The following is a 17,070-nucleotide window of genomic DNA, read 5'->3' as shown; positions in this document are numbered from 1 at the left end:
CCTTAATCCTTCTTAAATAAATTTTACAAATTCGTGGAAATCGATTCTGTAACGTTTAGTTTGTGGTTTCACACGATAGCCAAGCGCCAAAAGAAGAGTGATTTGCTCTTTTTGAGAATCAATGCCGAAGTATTTTTCCAATGCATTTCTTTCAAATCCCTCCAACATACACGAATCAACCCCACAATATGAAGCATAATCCATCATCGAAGTAGCGATAATATAGCTCTGCAACGCGCTCCAATAGCCGATTGTGTAATCATCAAGCCCACGTGTATTTAAAAACGCGCCAAAACGCTCAATATACGCTTTTAATTCATCACCACTTTTTTCCTTGCGTTTGAAAGCATCATTGACATAATTTGTATGCGCCAATAAATCGCTTTTGAGTGTTTTAAAAATTAGCAATTCCGATGCAGTAGTGATTTGCTCTTGATTCCAGCAAAGTGGCTTTATCTCCTCGCGCACTTTTTTACTTTTCACAACCATCACGCGCGTAGGCTCTAGCCCAAACGAGCTTGGCGCGACATACCCAACCTTTAAAATATTTTCAAACACATCATCTGGAATCTGTCTCTTTGTATCAAACACCTTGCACGCATGGCGCATTAGCGCACCTTCTAAAAATTTATCCATTTTTATCTGCTCCTTTTTGAAAATGAAAGCGCAATTTTACAAAATTCTAACTTGACAACTCTTAAATTTTAACGCTTCAAGTCGGTAAAATCTTACAATGCCCCCTTTAAAGTTTTTTAAATCCCAAACTCACCAATGCCAAGCAAAATGCACTTATCAAAGCGTGGTAAAACGCATAGTGCATAGATTTTGGATTCTGTGCCTAAAGCTTGCAAATCACTCAAATAGCGTGAATCAAAGCTAAAAAATTTCTCACTCTCCACGTCAATTTTCCCACCTACGCCAATACCGCCAAACTCGCTATATTTCATAAAACTTACAACGGTAAATTTACTCATCACAAGCGCACCTTGCAAGGCTTTTTTCTCTTGTGAATCCAGGACATTGTAGGCGTTATGCGTTATTAGGATTCTGCCTCGAAAGCGCGCGTATTGTTTTTTTTCAGAGTTTTTTTCAAGCGCATTATAAAAAAGCGCAAGTTTTTCTTTGTGATGTGAAAGAAAATAAAGCGCATCCTTTTCTTGTTTGAAAGGCGCTTTGAAATTACGCCCCCGCTCATCACCCGCGCCAAAATCATACTCTTTATGAATCTTTGCTGGATAGAGTGAAAGCGCGCTGTCTTCATTTGGATAGGCTAGAGAATCTGAAAAAAGTGTGCTTAATAAAAGCAAGATTTTTGGCGCAAAAGTATATTTTTTTGTCATTTTTCCTCTTTTTTAAGAATCCTTAACTCGAAAAAAACTGCTCCCGCTCCCGCTAAATACCCATTCCCTTCCAAGTTCATTTGCGATATTTTCAAGCTTTGGGGTAATTTCAAGCGCACTTAAAAACAAATCATTCAAACGCGCGCGCTTGGCGTTCTTGCTTTCACCCTCTTTATGCTCTTTTAGAATCCCTACGCTTTGCATAGATTCCAGCCTTGCAATCTCACTTTTTTCCGCATATTGCGCATTTTTTTCCATACGCGATGCAAAATTTTTATACACTTTTGGCGTGGCACAAAACACCTTTGGCGTGAAAATCTCAAATGTATTTTGTGGCTCTTTAAATTCCTCAACAACCTCGCCAATCCCGCTAATATTTGCACTTGTGAAATTACTTAAGAAAAATGCCACATCTGCCCCGCTTTTTTGTGCGATATAAGCAAAGTCCGCATTTGTAAGATTGAGCGCAAACGCCTTATTGACACCAAGCACAAAGCCCGCTGCATTCGCACTTCCACCACCAAGTCCAGCACCTGTTGGGATTGCTTTTTGCACACAGACTTTAAGAGAATCTAAAAGGCTAGATTCTGCGCGCAGGGCTAAAATCTCTTGCAAGGCGCACTTTGCTTTGAAAATCGTGTTTTCCTCCATAGCACACGAAAATGCACCTTCAATTTGAAAACACTCGCTTGATTCTATGCTTAACACATCAAAAAGCGCACCTTGTGCTAACACAAAGCGCGAACTTAAGAGATGAAAGCCATCAATGCGCCTTTGGGTAATCTTCAAAAAAACATTTAGCTTTGGATAGCAAGGAAGTTCGATATACTGCATAATTCCCCCTCGCTATTTTTTGAGTAGTTTTCGCACTTCAGGAATTTGGAAGTCCTCTTGTGACGTTGAAGCCTGTTTGTTTTGCAAGACAATCGCACTTTTAAGTTCAGAGCGCAAAATCAGCATATTGTTTGGCGCTCTAAATCCCAGCCTCACGCTGCCTTTATCAATTGAGATGATTTTTATTTCAATCTCATCGCCTATCATCACACCCTCATCTTGTTTTCTAGAAAGTATCAGCATATGCAATCCTATTATAGAGATATGAGATTTCCCCGCCCTCGCGCACTTGCACCAGCGAGAAAAAATCCTTAAAAAGCCATTTGTAGATGCCAGATTCTGCGTTTGTTGCTAGTAGTTTTTTGCCATTATAAGCGTCCTCCTGCGTGCAAGGCGCACACATCGTGGGGTAGGGAAGAATGGTGAGTGGATTGAGATTAAAAAGCGGGTAATAAGTTTGCAAGATTCTATCGTGTTTGTTGTAGCTTTGAGATTCTGCGAAAAAATCTTGCAACTCTATTTTTTTATGAGAATCCGCACTTTCAGCGCATAACGAAAGGAATTCTCCGCGCTCATTTTGCTCTAATCTTAGCTTTCCTTCCCCGACGCGTTGCAAAGCACTTAACGCACCTTTCACACCCAAACTCTCACACAACAGCGCGCCAAGCGAGCGCACATAACCACCCTCGCTTAATGAAACTTCAAAGCTTATGAATGGGTGATTGTAGTGCAAAAGTTTGAGCGCATACACTTGCATACTTTGCTTTTTTAGCTTCACTTCCTTGCCATCCCTTGCAAGCTTGTAGGCGCGCACACCATTAATGCGCTTTGCGCTAAAACTCGGCGGTATGTAGGTAATCTCACCTTTAAGGGAATCTAGCGCGCGTGCAATTTGCGCGTTGTTAAAAGGCGCGATATTTTCCACATTTTCCACCCCTTCAATATCAAGTGTTTGGGAATCTGCACCTAGCCAAAGTGTCGCGCAATAGGTTTTTGGAGATTTTGGTAAAAATGGCAAAAGCTTTGTGTAAGCACCAAAAGCCACGAGTAACAAACCGCTTGCAAAAGGGTCAAGTATGCCACTAAAGCCGGCTTTTTGCTCACCTATGCGCTTTTTGAGAATATTTAAAAAAGCATTTGAAGTAATAAATGGTGGCTTGTAGGCGGCTATTAAGAGATTTTTCATTTACGCGTCCTGCTAGATTCTTTACGCCTCGTGCGTTTTTTATGGAATCTTTAAGCAAAAAGCTTGCCAAAAATTTTATTGAGTTAAAAATTAAATCTTATCCCCAAATACTTCCGCCTATGTTTGTGTTACTATACCATTTGCCTTTGTCTTTGTTTTGTGATTTTTTACTAAATTTTGAATCTTTTGCACCTCTGCCACTTTTAAAATCGCGTTCTTTATTAGAGTTGGAATCTCGTCCCCTACGCCCATTATTGCTACTGCGCGATTTAGATTCCGTGGCATTATCCATACGCTCTAAGCGCGCGATTTCTTCCTTATTAAGTCCGATAGTTTTGGTGCATTGTGTGCTAATATAATGGCTTAGAAGCTTAAGACAAAGCTGTGTTGGGTCAATTTCAACCTTGAGCGTTTCAAATGTTTCTAGCGCACTTTGGGTGATTTCAAGTGAAGCGATTTTTACTAGTAATTCATTAGAATCTAAAATCTCCCCACCGGCAATTTCACAAAGCTCGATTTGCGCTTTTGTGCTTTGCTTGATTTTATTGATCTCTTTAAACTCCAGCGGGCTAGCAAGTGTGATAGCAATGCCCTTTTTACCCGCACGCCCGGTGCGCCCAATTCTATGCACATAGCTTTCAGGATTTAGCGGAATATGATAATTAAAAACGTGGCTTACCTCGCTAATATCAAGCCCGCGTGAAGCTACATCAGTGGCGACGAGAATCTCAATCTTATTTTGGCGGAAACTTGTAATGGTGTTTTTTCTGTCCCATTGCTCCATATCTCCATGCAATGCAGCGACGTTGAAATTCGCGCTTTGAAGCTTTTGAGCAAGCAAATCAGCTTCTTTTTTTGTGCGGGTAAAAATGATGCTTTTGCTTGGATTATAAATCTCTAATAGTCTTACAATCGCCTCATCGCGCTCGTTTTCATTGATAATGTAGTATTTTTGCTCAATATCTTTGTTTGTAATATCCACAGGCGAGATTTTCACAAACTTTGGATTATTGAGAATCTTTAGCGCAAGCTTTTTGATTGCCTCTGGCATTGTGGCGGAAAAAAGGAGCGTTTGCTTATCGCTTGGCAGATAAGTAAAAATCTGCTCGATATCGTCCAAAAAGCCCATATCAAGCATTTCATCAGATTCATCAAGCACCACCACGCGCGGGGCAAAGTCGCTTAAACGCCCATTCATAAGGTGATCTAGCAATCTACCCGGTGTGGCAATCATAATTTTTGGCTTATTCTTTAATAAATCGCATTGTCGCTTAATGCTTTGCCCGCCATACATACAGATAGTTTTAATGCGCGCAAAGCGCCCAAGTTTCAAAAATTCATCACTTATTTGCATTGCAAGTTCCCTTGTGGGCGTGATGATGAGTGCTTCAATGTCATTGTTACGCGTGATTTTATTAAGAATAGGAATCGCAAAAGCGGCTGTTTTACCCGTGCCGGTTTGTGCCTGTGCGATTAAATCATCACCTGCAAGCACAATAGGAATACTTTGCTCTTGTATGGGCGAAGGCGTGCTAAAGCCTAACTCATTAATGCCCTTAAGTAAATATTCACGCAAGCCAAAGGAAGCAAAGGTTGTTTGTGATTTATTTTGCGTTTGAGAATCTGTGCTTTCTGTGATTTCATTCTTTTGTGTGTGAGAGTTTGCATTTTGTTTTGAATATGCCTCTTGTGTGTTTGTACTCATCGTTGGGTAACCTTAAAATTTTGATATAGGGCTGGCATTGTAGCAAAATAAAATGGAAAACAAAAATTTAGTTGTATAATGCGCAAAATCTTTAGTTTAAGGCGCAGTTAATTTAATGGAAGAATTGCTTTATGACACACTTTTTCAAAATACCCCTTTGGCAACCTGCTTTTTAGCTGGAATCTTGACTTTTCTAAGCCCTTGTATTCTCCCACTTATCCCTGCGTATATCTCCTACATTAGCGGTGTTTCCTTACAGGATATTAAAGAAAATCCCGCGCGCCATAGAATCCGCGTTTTTCTCAAATCACTTCTTTTTGTGGCGGGATTTTGCGGGGTATTTGTGCTTTTTGCACTTTTTTTTGGCAGTTTTTTAGGGCAATGGCTTAAAAGCGATATATTTCGCTACATTGCGGGATTTGTGGTGATTATTTTTGGCGTGCATTTTGTGGGTATTTTTAGACTTAGATTCTTAAATCGCTTCAATGTCCGCTTAAATCTCTCTAAAATCGAACAAAATAAATTTGTCGCGATATTTGCGCCGTTTTTTTTAGGTATCAGTTTTGGGGCGTGCTGGAGTCCGTGCGCTGGTCCGATTTTGGGTTCTGTGTTAGCACTTGGAGCAAGCAGGGCAGATTCTGCACTTTCTTTTGCGCTTAGTTTTTCAGCAGGACTTGGAATGTCGTTTTTACTCACCGCGCTTTTGGTGGAGCGCGCACTAGAGTTTTTAGGCAAGATTAAAAGCTTTATGCGCGCTATTGAAATCTTGTGCGGCGTGCTTTTAATCCTCATTGGGCTTTTAATTTTAGGCGACAAACTCAATGCTCTTGCGGGAATCTAAGTAGATTTTGCTATAATTGCGCAATTTTTTATTTCTTAAGGATAGTAAATTATGCAAGAATATAATCCAAAATCAATCGAGCAAAAATGGCAGGACTTTTGGCAAAAACACAAAAGTTTTGAGCCTGAAGATTCTCAAAGCAAGACAAAAAAATACATTCTTTCAATGTTTCCTTACCCGAGTGGGGCGATCCACATGGGGCATGTGAGGAATTATTGCATAGGAGATGCGCTAGCGAGGCATTACCGACAGAATGGCTACAATGTCTTGCACCCTATCGGTTGGGATGCCTTTGGTATGCCTGCTGAAAATGCCGCTATCAAACGTAGAATCCACCCAAAAACTTGGACTTATGCAAACATTGAAGCAATGCGAAAAGAGCTTGCAAGTCTTGGACTTAGCTTTTCAAAAGAGCGAGAGTTTGCCACAAGCGACCCTCTTTATACGCGCTTTGAGCAAGAGTTTTTTATCAAAATGTGGGAGAAGGGGCTGATTTATCGCAAGGAGGCATTTTTAAATTGGTGTCCTAATGATAAAACCGTGCTTGCAAATGAGCAGGTGATTGAAGGGAAATGTTGGCGGTGCGATACGCCTGTGGTGCAAAAGCGTATGTATCAGTATTATATAAAAATCACAAGCTATGCAGAAGAGCTTTTAACGGATTTAGAAAAGCTAGAAAATCATTGGCCCTCTCAAGTGCTTACAATGCAAAGAAATTGGATTGGGAAATCGCGCGGGCTTGATTTTAGATTCAAACTCACCACAGATTCTCAAGCAAAATGCGAAAGTGAGGGCTTTAGCGTTTTTACTACGCGTCCAGATACAATTTTTGGCGTTACTTACTGCGCGATTGCTCCAGAACATGCCATCATAGATACCTTGCTTGCAAAAAATTTACTCACGCCCGCACAAAAAGCACATATTGAATCTATGCGTAAAGTCGCCTCAAAAGAACGCGCTATACAGGAAAAAGACGGCTTTGATTTAGGCATTAGAGCAATCCACCCATTAACAAAAGAGGAGATTCCCATTTGGGTGGCAAATTTTGTGTTGGTAGAATATGCTAATGGCGCGGTGATGAGCGTGCCAGCGCACGATGAAAGGGATTATGAGTTTGCTAAAAAGTTTCATCTACCGATAAAAATCGTGCTAAAACCGGGGTTTAAAACCCTGCCATTTTGTGATGATGGCGAGTTAGTGGATTCTCAAGAGTTTAGCGGTTTGCAAGGCACACAAGCACGGGATTCTATCATTAGTTATTTTGAAAAAAATAACTTAGGAAAAGGCATTATAAACTACCGCTTGCGCGATTGGGGCGTGAGTAGGCAGCGCTATTGGGGTGCGCCTATACCTATGGTGCATTGTGAATCTTGCGGAATTGTGCCAGAGAATACAGCGCATTTGCCTATCACCCTGCCAGAAGATGTAGTGATTGATGGCGAGGGGAATCCGCTTGATAAGCACCCTAGTTGGAAACACTGTATTTGTCCTAAATGCGGGAGTGAAGCATTGCGTGAAAGTGATACAATGGATACTTTTGTGCAATCAAGCTGGTATTTTTTGCGTTATGCTACGTCTCCTAGCGAATGGAACGAGAAACCTTTTAATACAGGATGCTTGAAATATTGGCTTAATGTGGATGAATACATAGGCGGGATTGAACACGCGATTTTACACCTGCTGTATGCGCGGTTTTTTACAAAGGTGTTGCGAGATTTAGGCTATGTGCAGATAGATGAACCTTTTGCAAATTTACTCACACAGGGAATGGTGCTTAAAAATGGTGCAAAAATGAGTAAAAGCAAGGGAAATATTGTGAATCCTAATGATATTATTGCACGTTTTGGTGCAGATTCTGCGCGGCTTTTTGTGCTTTTTGCCGCACCTCCAACCAAAGATTTAGAATGGAATGATTCTGCGGTGGAAGGCGCGTTTAGATTCTTAAAGCGCTTGTGGGATAGAGGCAAGGATATTATCCCAAGCAACACTTTGCCAAAAATAGAATCTAGCGCGCTTAATAAGTCTCAAAAGCTCGCACGCAAAAAGGTGTATGAAGCCCTGCAAAAATCCTGTGATATTTTTAGCAAAAAGCAAGCGGGTTATGCGTTTAATACGCTTATTGCTGCGTGTATGGAAGCTTTTAATGTCCTAAGCGAACAACTTAATGACGCGGATTCTCAAAAACTTGCAAAAGAGGTGTTGAGCGAGGGTTATTTTATCCTTTTGCATATTTTAGAGCCTATCGTGCCTCATATTTGTTGGGAATTAAGCGAGCGGTATTTTGGGCGGGCAAATTTCACAAAGCTAGATATTGATACGAATGCACTCAAAAGCGATGATGTGATAATCGCCGTTACGATAAATGGCAAAAAACGCGCACAAATAGAAGTGCCAAATAATTTAGAAAATAAAGAAGTTTTGCGCCTTGCAAAAGAAAGTGTAGGTAAATGGCTGGAAGGTGAAGTTCTCAAAGAAATTGTTGTGCCAAATAAACTTGTGAATTTTGTGGTGAAGCCTTAGTAAAAATGAAAATAGACAAAAAGTTTAGAAACTACCTTTATACGCTGTGCTTAAGCGCGCTGTTGCTGGCGTGCGGATATATGCCTGTGAGTAGATATGCAGATTCTGTGTTTGCGCAGGGTGTATATGTGGAGCTCACGATGAATCCACTTATGCCTGAAGCCTCTGTGGGCGCGAAAGATGCAATCAATCTTGCGGTTTTAACGCGCTTTAAAAATACGCTTGCACCAAAACAGCGTGCGCATACAATTATCGATATGCGCGTGAATTCTGTGAGCAACTCTCCCATTGCGTATGATGCAAATGGCTTTGTGAGCTTTTATCGCGTTACGGTAAGCCTTAGTTTTGAGGTGAAAAATGACGGGAAAAGTAGCTTAAAAGTTAGCAATACGGGTTATTATGACTATGCGGTAAACTCAACTTCAGCTGTCGTAATTGAAGATTCTAAGCTTAATGCTGTTACAAACGCCACAACTCAAGCGCTTGATAAATTTATCTCGCAAGTAGCTTTCTATGGCAATAAAATAGGAAGCAAAACGCAAATCCAACAACCCCCAAAAGAAGTAGAATCTAAAACAACACAAGAGAAAAAAGGATTTTAATTGAAAGATACTTACTCCCTTGTGTTTGAGGCATTAAAAATTGCTAAAAATCGCAATCTAGATTCTAGGGATACTGCCTTGCTTATCACCCAGCAACTCTACCAACAACACAAGCAAGAAAGCAGCGACTTAGAGCAGGCAAAAAATCTCAAAAACCTTTCAAACAGCCTTAATGTCGTTTTGATAAAAATCATACGCGATATTTTTTCTCTACGCAATAAAGGTAAATACGAGCAGCTTTTCCGCATTGGCGCGCTAAACTCTACGCAAGGACTAAAAGAACTACAAGAACATTGGAATGAATTTTATAAAAACAAAAATTACGCAAAAATCCAGCAAACGCTTACAAACTCTTTGCTAAAAGCCTTCAATCTAGGTATTTCGCAAAATCCCGCCAAACTACAAGAGCTTATCGCCGCATTGACTGCACATCCTGAAAATCTCAGCGATTTGGATTTTTTGGAGCGCATTAATGAGGCACTGCAAAGCAAGAAAGAGCTAGAAATCAAAGAGTTAGAACGTGTTGTTGAGCTTAGCCATATCTTTTTTATGCAGCTTTTAAACACAAAGATTAATGAAGAAAATATGAGCGCGCCTAAAAATCCTTTCAGCGAGCAAAAACACAGAGCAGGGGTGTATGAGCTTTGTGAGCTGTGGCGCAAGGAATGTCAAAACTTAAATTTAGATAGATATTTAGCTAAATATCCCCAGATAAAGCCAACTGCGCTTTCTCCTACGATAACCTCCATAAAACCGCTCAAAAAACCAAAAACTTTTACTCTCAATCAAGCTCTAATCAACACAAATCAAGCACAGGAAAAAGAACATTTTGAGCCGGTGCAAGAAGAGGAAAAAGATTTACTCCCGCTCACAATCCCTATGCTTGAAGCATTTAATGCACTTGAAGTAAGCCCACTATGCGTGATACGGCTAAAAAATCATCAAAATATTTTTCACTCTTTTGGGCAAAGTGGCTATGTGCGCGTAAAAAATATGCTACGTCTTATGTTTGCGGAAAAAATGCAGGCTTTTATCACACAAAAAGATGTTTTTGAGCCTTGCGAAGGCGTGTTTTACCTCCTTGTAAATGGCGATATGAAAGAGATTACAAGGACATTTGATGTGTTTTTGCATTCCCTTAGCACGCAGGTTTTTAACTTTAGGGAACAAAAAGAAGTACTTAAATTTGAAGGGCGCATTTTTGAAAAAAATGACTTAGAGGGCTTGCAGGAATTGCAAGATTTTATCAGAGGTGCTGCAAGCACGCAAAGTGAGCTGACAAAGGCAAGCGAGCAATAATGAATCTAGAAAATTATTTGCAAAGCAAGGGCGCAGAAGTCGCACCTTTTGAGCCATTGCGCGCAAAGAGAATCTATGCGAGACTAAAGCCACATTTGCACCTGCCTACACACATAATCCACATTTTAGGCACAAATGGCAAAGGGAGCACGGGGCGCTTTATCACATTTGGTTTATTACAGAATCAAAAAAGTGTTTTGCATTTCACCTCGCCACATTTATTTTGCTTTAATGAGCGCTTTTATCGCAATGGTGCAAATGTGGATTATTCTATGCTAGAGCGCGCGCATAAGTTTTTGCAGAGATTTGATTTTATCAATGAGGCGAGCTATTTTGAATATACTACTTTTTTAGCACTCGCCTTAGCGCAAGATTGCGAATTTTTAGTGCTAGAAGCTGGGCTTGGTGGGGAGTTTGACTCCACAAGTGCGCTAGATTCTGAGCTAAGCTTTTTTACGCCCATTGGGCTAGATCATAAAGAGTTTTTGGGCGAAAATATAGAATCCGTAGCCGGAAGTAAACTGCGCGCTATGAGACAAAATGTCATTTTAGCAAAGCAAGAATTTCCCCAAAGCGTAAAAATTGCAAAAACAATCGCCACAGAATCTAGCGCGAGGCTTTTTTGCCTTAGCGTGATGCGCGATGCAAAAGAATTTATAGAGAATCTGCACACTTTTGATGAGCTTTTTAAAAAGCAAGATTCTTTGAGTGAGTCTATTTGCACACCCACGCACACGCCCGCACAAGTTTTTGAAAGTCTTAAAGCTTATTGCGCACGCAATGAATACGCGCCCTTTTTGGAACAGAATCTTTTTGGCGCACTTTTTGCTTTAAGATTTTTTGGAATGGATTTTAATTTTAGCACGCTCAAAAAGCTTGATTTGCGCGCAAGATGCGAGAAAATTGCACCAAATATCTTGCTTGATGTTGGGCATAATGTGGAATGTGCTAAGGCGCTAAAAATGGCGATAGAGAATTTTTTTAAGGAAAAAAAGCCAATATTAGTGTATAATACCTACCTCGACAAAGATGCCTCCACTATCATCAAGCTGCTAAAGCCCCTTATTAGCGAGGTTGCGATTTTTAGGATTGAAGGGAATCCACGCATAATGCCCTTAGGGGATTTAGAAAAGATATTAAATAAGCTGGAGGTAAGCTTTAGGTATTTTGATTTTGCAGATTTGCGCGAGGAGCAATGCTATGTGATATTTGGCTCTTTTAGCGTGGTGGAAGGATTTTTAAAACAAAGAGTTTCTAAGCAAACTTCAGAATCTGAGGGTTTTAAGACTTTTCTAAGGAGTGACTGATGCAAAATAAACTTATGATTTCTATCGTTGATGATGGGGGTTCAAAGCAGTTTAGCATTCATCGCGTGATTAAAAAGGTGCTTTTTTATTTAGGCGTCGGCATTGTGGTGTTACTTGTATCGTATTTGCTAATGGTAAAGCTCCTTATTAGCGAACTTGATTCGCTTATCGCAGAAAAAAACGAGGTGCGTAATAAATTCCAAGAAATTTATGAAAAAAACAACGAGCTCGCGCGCAATGTGGAATACAAAACAAATGAACTTCTTAAGGCAAGCAGCAGGATTAATGAGCTAGAAAAGATTGTTAATATTTATAAAAATTCAGATTCTCTTGTTGATGAACAAAACTACAAGATTGACTTAGAGGATTTAAGCGACATGCAAAAGCAAATTGTGCTAAAAATTATCCCAAATGGCGATCCGATAAGAAACTATGATTGGGATAAGCACGCCCCTTTGCACTCTAAAAAAGCAGAAGCGTTTTTTTATGAGATTCCACAAGGCACGCCAATTTATGCCACTGCAAATGGCATTGTGGATACTATAAGCAACGCAAAAGGCGGAACTTATGGTACCTATGTAAAGCTCGCGCATTCTTTTGGATTTACTTCAGTGTATGCGCATTTGCAAAAACTACTCGTGCAAAAGGGAGAATTTGTAGTCAAAGGACAACTTATAGGTTACAGCGGGCAGAGTGGAGCGAGCAAAAAAGAGGATTTGCTCTATGAATTGCGCTTTTTGGGTGCGCCACTTTCCACAAGCGAATATGCGCGCTGGGATTTAAGTAACTTCAATGCGATAACGCAAAATAAAGATCAAATTGACTGGAAAAGCCTTGTATGGGCGCTTGATGATTTAGCACAATTGCAAAGCTACCGCACCGCAAAAGTTGAAACTAATCAAAGCGAAATACAGCAATAAAACTTACAGAATCTAGACTTATGAGTAACAAGCGTCTTATTTTAATGATAACCGACCAAGATGGGACGCGCTCTATCAATATTCACTCGATTTTCCGCCAGATTGGGCTTTATGCGCTGATTTTACTCCTCGTGCTTATCATTTATGGTATAGTTTCAATCAAGGCGTTTAAAGAAGAGATTGTTAGCATTTCCTCGCTTAATGAAATTATCATTCAGCAGTATGAAAAAATGCAAGGAAAAAACACTTACTTAAACTCGCAAATACAGCAACGCTCCGAAGAAATTATGCTTGTTGGAGATAGAGTAGAGGATTTAGAAAGTGTCATAGGCATTGATGAAGGTGTGCTAAATAATGCAAAGGAGGATTTGCGTGAGCGTATCGATATTGCCTCACTCACAGGCTCGCAAAAAGCCTTTGTGATGAAGTTTATCCCAAATGGCTATCCGCTTGATTATTACAAGCGCGTTTCAGCAGACTTTGGCTATCGTATCCATCCGCTGTTTTTTACTAAGCATTTGCATACAGGCATAGATTTTGCCACAGATGTTGGCACACCAATTTATGCAACAGCTGATGGAGTGGTGGAGTTTGCCCAGATGGGACATAATGGCGGTTATGGAAATCTAGTCAAACTCGACCACTCTTATGGATTTAGGACTTATTACGCCCATTTGAATAAAATTGTCGTAACGCGTGGCAGTTTTGTCAAAAAAGGGCAGGTAATAGCCTATTCTGGGAATAGTGGCATCAGCACGGGACCTCATTTGCACTATGAGATAAGATTCTTAGGAAGTGTGCTTGATCCTAAGAATTTTATTGAATGGAGAATGAGCGATTTCTCTTTAATCTTTGAAAATGAAAGGAATGTATCATGGCAATCTTTACTAACGACAATAAACAATTTGATGGAGGAAGCACCTCTGGAGGAGCAACAATCATCGCACAGGGAACAAGAATAAAGGGTGAAATAAACATTGATTGTCGCTTGCATATTGATGGTGATTTTGAAGGCGTGATTAACTCTAAAGATACTGTTATGGTGGGCAAAAGTGGCGTTGTAAGAGGCGAAATCCACACAAATGCGCTTGTGGTGGCAGGAAAATTTATCGGAAATTCTATCTCTAATCTTTTGGAGCTTAAGGCACAAGGGCGCATTGAAGGTGTTGTTACTGCAAGTGAGTTGGTAATCGAGCGCAAAGGTGTGTTTATAGGGGAGAGCAAAGTTAAAGATTCTAAAACCCTATCTCAACCTCAAGCTAAGCCAAAGGAAGGTAAGGAATAAGTAAATTTGCAAGAGTTACTTTACAATTCTTTTGATGAATTTACTTGCAATTTTGCCTCTAATGGCACAAATAGCACCGCTTGTGTGCTAGCATTAGCGGATTATAAAGAGGCAATAGGCGCGTGGAATTTTTTTGACTTTTTTTACAATAACCCACAACTTGCCCCAAATCCAGCGTCAAAAAATCCTAAAACTTCAGAATCTGCGTCAAAATCAGCACTCAAACCCCCAAAGCCTTTTTTGCTTCCAGAAGTGCGCGCGCATTTTGGCGAGGATTTGAGCCCTTATAGAGAAGATTTGCTTTCACTTTTTCAAACCTTGCGTGAGTTTTATGATTTTTCGGATAAAAAGATTCTCTGCACGCCAATTTCTAGCATTCTTTACCCATTGCCAAAGCCCGCGCTCTTAAGCTCGTTTCATATTTCAAAGCAAAGCACACTCTCACCCCAAACACTTTTTGAAAAACTCTTAGAGTTTGGCTATGAAAGTGTAGAAGTCGTGGAGCTAAGCGGTGAAGTAAGTATGCGCGGGGAGATTATAGATATTTTTATGCCAAGCTTTGAGCTGCCTTATAGAATCTGCTTTTTTGGTGATGATATCGAGAGTATCCGTGTGTTTGAACCAAGCACGCAAATTAGCCAAAAAGATGAGTTTGACTCGCTACAAATCCCACCAAGTTTTTTTAACACCACGTCTTTAGGCGCAGATTCTAGTATGGATTGCGCAGACTTTCAAAATAGCGCGCAAAGTTTATGGAATCTCGGCGAAAATGGCGCGCTTTTGCATATAAATTTCCCCAGCTTTATCACACCTAGCGCACTTAGCGAAGCTAGGGAAATTGCAAGCCTACAAAAAAGCATTAATGAAACACAAGAGGATTTTATACATGAGCCAGATTCTCAAAACACAGAATCTAGCGCCAAACCCCATTGCGCACTTGATTATCTTACAGATTTCACACTTTTAGATTCTCAAAGCAAAAATAATGAGAGTGCAGAAATCACCTTTTCACCCAAAATGTTAGAATCCCTACTGACCTTGCATTCTCAAAAAGATATTATTTTGCTCGCGCCAAATGCAGCACTTTTGAAATCCTATGGTTTAGACTTTTCACAAATCCCACCAAAGCTTGAGCCAAGATTCCAAAAATTATGGATAAAAAACATTCAAGCCGTCATTTGCCCGTATGTGCTTAATCTCCTCACACCAACAACACTTTTTCTTTCTTTCAATACATTTGAATCCACCAAAAAAGCACGCAAAAGGTCCTCCAAACTTCTACTAAATGAGCTTAATATCGGCGAATATGTCGTGCATAGTGATTATGGTGTGGGGATTTTTAAGGGACTTAAGAGCGTGAGTGTGCTTGGCGTGGTGCGCGATTTTATCGAGATTGCCTATCAAGGTGAGGATAAACTGCTGCTACCTGTGGATAGGCTAGAGCTCATTGAGCGCTTTGTGGCGGATTCTGGCAGTGTGCCTGTGATTGATAGGCTAGGCAAGGGCAGTTTTGCTAAGCTCAAAGAAAGCGTGCGTAAAAAACTGCTAGAAATCGCAAGTGGGATTATCGAGCTGGCTGCAAGGCGCGAACTTACAAGAGGTATTAAAGTGGATTGTCAAAATGTGCTTTTGCAGAAATTTTTGCAAAGCGCACCTTTTGAGCTGACAGAGGACCAAGAGCGCAGTATCAGTGAGATTTTCAATGATTTAGAATCTGGGCACGTGATGGATAGGCTTTTGAGCGGCGATGTGGGATTTGGCAAGACAGAAGTTGCGATGTGTGCGATGTGTGCGATTATCTTACAAGGCTATCAATGTGCATTTTTAGCACCAACCACACTTTTAAGTTCGCAACATTTTAGCTCACTTAGCACTCGCTTTGATTCTATGCTAAAAAATGATGGAAATCCCGTAAGAATAGCAAAAGTAGATAGATTTGTGAGTGCGAAAGAAAAGGTGCGTATCGCACAGGAGCTAAAAAGCGGAAAAATTGATATTGTCATCGGAACGCACGCACTTTTGGGATTAGAATTTCACAATCTAGGACTTGTTGTCATTGATGAAGAGCATAAATTTGGCGTGAAGCAAAAAGAGAAAATAAAATCACTTTGCGCGGACACACATTTACTTTCTATGAGTGCTACGCCAATCCCGCGCACGCTCAATATGGCACTTTCAAAGATTAAGGGTTTTAGCACGCTCCGCACGCCACCGCTTATGCGCAAGGGCGTGCGCACATTTCTTAAACAGCACAATAATAACCTTGTGCGCGAAGTTATTATGCGTGAGTTGCGCCGTGGCGGGCAGGTATTTTACATCCATAATAACATCGCAAGTATTGAATCTAAGAAAAAAGAGTTGCTCGCACTTTTGCAAAATCTTCGCATAGCGGTGTTGCATTCCCAAATCGACAGCGTGGATTCTGAAGATATTATGCAAGGATTTTTGCAGGGCAAAAGTCAAGTACTTCTTTGCACCAGCATTGTGGAATCTGGCTTACATCTGCCAAATGCAAATACAATCATCATCGAAGAAGCAAATCGCTTTGGTATCGCGGACTTGCACCAATTGCGCGGAAGAGTAGGTAGGGGCGATAGAGAGGGCTTTTGCTATTTGCTTGTGAAAGATGAATATTCTCTAGGCGATGAAGCCAAAAAGCGCCTAAGCGCGTTGGAGAAAAATTCTTACCTTGGAAGCGGAGAAAATCTCGCTTACCACGACTTAGAAATACGCGGTGGTGGGAATCTGCTAGGAGCTGCTCAAAGCGGACATATCAAAAAAATCGGCTATGGGCTCTATCTCAATATGCTTGAAGAGTGTATAAATAAGCTCAGTGGGCAAGGTGAAGAGAAAAAATCTCAAGTGGATTTGAAAATCAACCTAAGCGCGTATCTTAACCCCGAGCTTATTGCAAGCGACAAGCTGCGCTTAGAGTTATATAGGCGACTTTGCATGTGTGAGGAGCTTAGCGAAGTGTATGAGATAGAAGGCGAGATAGAAAATCGCTTTGGCAAAATCGATGAACTAAGCCTAAGTTTCTTGGAGCAAATCAGAATCCGCGTGCTGGCAAACAAGCTTAAACTCAAGCAAATCACGCATTTTGGGCAAAATATTAGCTTCATTTATGAAAATAATGAAAAAAAATCTTTCCAAAGCGTGAGCAAAAACTGGGACGATGTGCTAGGTTGCATTATGCAGGAACTACGAAAAGAACTTAAATTAAAAGAGTAG

Annotated in this window: 15 protein-coding genes; 9 read left to right on the top strand and 6 right to left on the bottom strand. The window is 40.5% G+C overall.

The features are described from left to right. Nucleotides 1-12 precede the first annotated feature (12 nt). The 6 genes from A3217_RS04235 to A3217_RS04210 all read right to left on the bottom strand — a co-directional run bounded on the left by A3217_RS04235 (nt 13) and on the right by A3217_RS04210 (nt 5,065). On the bottom strand, nt 13-636 hold the full coding sequence (locus A3217_RS04235) for an NAD(P)H-dependent oxidoreductase (RefSeq protein WP_066388349.1): 624 nt from the start codon (nt 634-636) through the stop codon (nt 13-15). A 116-nt stretch (nt 637-752) separates the two neighbouring features. Beyond that, complete coding sequence (locus A3217_RS04230) at nt 753-1,340, bottom strand: hypothetical protein (RefSeq protein ID WP_066388347.1); 588 nt, start codon at nt 1,338-1,340, stop codon at nt 753-755. A 12-nt stretch (nt 1,341-1,352) separates the two neighbouring features. Beyond that, nucleotides 1,353-2,174 (bottom strand): 4-(cytidine 5'-diphospho)-2-C-methyl-D-erythritol kinase, encoded by an 822-nt coding sequence (locus tag A3217_RS04225; protein WP_066388346.1) that lies wholly within the window; start codon nt 2,172-2,174, stop codon nt 1,353-1,355. Between the two features lie 12 nt (nt 2,175-2,186). Beyond that, entirely contained in the window at nt 2,187-2,417 is a 231-nt protein-coding gene (locus A3217_RS04220; RefSeq protein WP_066388344.1) for a carbon storage regulator, read from the bottom strand. Then, on the bottom strand, nt 2,401-3,360 hold the full coding sequence (gene truB, locus A3217_RS04215; protein ID WP_066388342.1) for a tRNA pseudouridine(55) synthase TruB: 960 nt from the start codon (nt 3,358-3,360) through the stop codon (nt 2,401-2,403). Before truB ends, A3217_RS04220 begins: the two co-directional genes overlap by 17 nt. A gap of 97 nt (nt 3,361-3,457) precedes the next feature. Next, nucleotides 3,458-5,065, bottom strand: a complete 1,608-nt coding sequence (locus A3217_RS04210) for a DEAD/DEAH box helicase (RefSeq protein ID WP_156471848.1) — start codon at nt 5,063-5,065, stop codon at nt 3,458-3,460. Between the two features lie 115 nt (nt 5,066-5,180). Between A3217_RS04210 and A3217_RS04205 the strand changes: the two genes are divergently transcribed. From A3217_RS04205 to mfd, 9 genes are read left to right on the top strand one after another with little or no spacing between them, the layout of a single operon-like run. Next, entirely contained in the window at nt 5,181-5,906 is a 726-nt protein-coding gene (locus A3217_RS04205) for a cytochrome c biogenesis CcdA family protein (RefSeq protein ID WP_066388339.1), read from the top strand. Nucleotides 5,907-5,957: 51 nt separating this feature from the next. After that, on the top strand, nt 5,958-8,426 hold the full coding sequence (gene leuS, locus A3217_RS04200) for a leucine--tRNA ligase (protein ID WP_156471847.1): 2,469 nt from the start codon (nt 5,958-5,960) through the stop codon (nt 8,424-8,426). Between the two features lie 5 nt (nt 8,427-8,431). Next, nucleotides 8,432-9,028 (top strand): LPS assembly lipoprotein LptE, encoded by a 597-nt coding sequence (gene lptE, locus A3217_RS04195; protein ID WP_066388334.1) that lies wholly within the window; start codon nt 8,432-8,434, stop codon nt 9,026-9,028. Beyond that, entirely contained in the window at nt 9,029-10,327 is a 1,299-nt protein-coding gene (locus tag A3217_RS04190; RefSeq protein ID WP_066388331.1) for a hypothetical protein, read from the top strand. It begins immediately after the preceding gene. After that, nucleotides 10,327-11,634 carry a folylpolyglutamate synthase/dihydrofolate synthase family protein gene (locus A3217_RS04185; RefSeq protein ID WP_066388329.1) on the top strand — a complete coding sequence of 436 codons (1,308 nt, stop codon included), beginning with the start codon at nt 10,327-10,329 and terminating at the stop codon, nt 11,632-11,634. The genes A3217_RS04190 and A3217_RS04185 overlap by 1 nt, the downstream gene beginning before the upstream one ends. After that, nucleotides 11,634-12,554, top strand: a complete 921-nt coding sequence (locus A3217_RS04180) for a M23 family metallopeptidase (protein ID WP_066388323.1) — start codon at nt 11,634-11,636, stop codon at nt 12,552-12,554. The genes A3217_RS04185 and A3217_RS04180 overlap by 1 nt, the downstream gene beginning before the upstream one ends. Nucleotides 12,555-12,574: 20 nt before the next feature. Continuing rightward, complete coding sequence (locus A3217_RS04175; protein ID WP_066388314.1) at nt 12,575-13,516, top strand: M23 family metallopeptidase; 942 nt, start codon at nt 12,575-12,577, stop codon at nt 13,514-13,516. After that, nucleotides 13,429-13,839, top strand: coding sequence for a bactofilin family protein (locus tag A3217_RS04170; RefSeq protein WP_066388312.1), 411 nt, complete (start codon nt 13,429-13,431; stop codon nt 13,837-13,839). The genes A3217_RS04175 and A3217_RS04170 overlap by 88 nt, the downstream gene beginning before the upstream one ends. 6 nt (nt 13,840-13,845) lie before the next feature. Beyond that, nucleotides 13,846-17,070: a transcription-repair coupling factor gene (mfd, locus tag A3217_RS04165; protein ID WP_231860281.1), complete on the top strand. Its 3,225-nt coding sequence runs from the start codon at nt 13,846-13,848 to the stop codon at nt 17,068-17,070.

Origin of the sequence: Helicobacter himalayensis (assembly GCF_001602095.1) — a bacterium.
GTDB lineage: Bacteria > Campylobacterota > Campylobacteria > Campylobacterales > Helicobacteraceae > Helicobacter_F > Helicobacter_F himalayensis.
The sequence above is the reverse complement of the archived record's forward strand: the minus strand, read 5'-3'. Positions and strand labels throughout refer to the sequence as shown.

Excerpts from the sequence above, each read along its gene's own strand:
- A3217_RS04235 (WP_066388349.1), bottom strand. The coding sequence starts at position 636 with ATGGATAAATTTTTAGAAGGTGCGCTAATGCGCCATGCGTGCAAGGTG.
- A3217_RS04230 (WP_066388347.1), bottom strand. The coding sequence starts at position 1,340 with ATGACAAAAAAATATACTTTTGCGCCAAAAATCTTGCTTTTATTAAGC.
- A3217_RS04225 (WP_066388346.1), bottom strand. The coding sequence starts at position 2,174 with ATGCAGTATATCGAACTTCCTTGCTATCCAAAGCTAAATGTTTTTTTG.
- A3217_RS04220 (WP_066388344.1), bottom strand. The coding sequence starts at position 2,417 with ATGCTGATACTTTCTAGAAAACAAGATGAGGGTGTGATGATAGGCGAT.
- truB (WP_066388342.1), bottom strand. The coding sequence starts at position 3,360 with ATGAAAAATCTCTTAATAGCCGCCTACAAGCCACCATTTATTACTTCA.
- A3217_RS04210 (WP_156471848.1), bottom strand. The coding sequence starts at position 5,065 with ATGAGTACAAACACACAAGAGGCATATTCAAAACAAAATGCAAACTCT.
- A3217_RS04205 (WP_066388339.1), top strand. The coding sequence starts at position 5,181 with ATGGAAGAATTGCTTTATGACACACTTTTTCAAAATACCCCTTTGGCA.
- leuS (WP_156471847.1), top strand. The coding sequence starts at position 5,958 with ATGCAAGAATATAATCCAAAATCAATCGAGCAAAAATGGCAGGACTTT.
- lptE (WP_066388334.1), top strand. The coding sequence starts at position 8,432 with ATGAAAATAGACAAAAAGTTTAGAAACTACCTTTATACGCTGTGCTTA.
- A3217_RS04185 (WP_066388329.1), top strand. The coding sequence starts at position 10,327 with ATGAATCTAGAAAATTATTTGCAAAGCAAGGGCGCAGAAGTCGCACCT.
- A3217_RS04180 (WP_066388323.1), top strand. The coding sequence starts at position 11,634 with ATGCAAAATAAACTTATGATTTCTATCGTTGATGATGGGGGTTCAAAG.
- A3217_RS04175 (WP_066388314.1), top strand. The coding sequence starts at position 12,575 with ATGAGTAACAAGCGTCTTATTTTAATGATAACCGACCAAGATGGGACG.
- A3217_RS04170 (WP_066388312.1), top strand. The coding sequence starts at position 13,429 with ATGGCAATCTTTACTAACGACAATAAACAATTTGATGGAGGAAGCACC.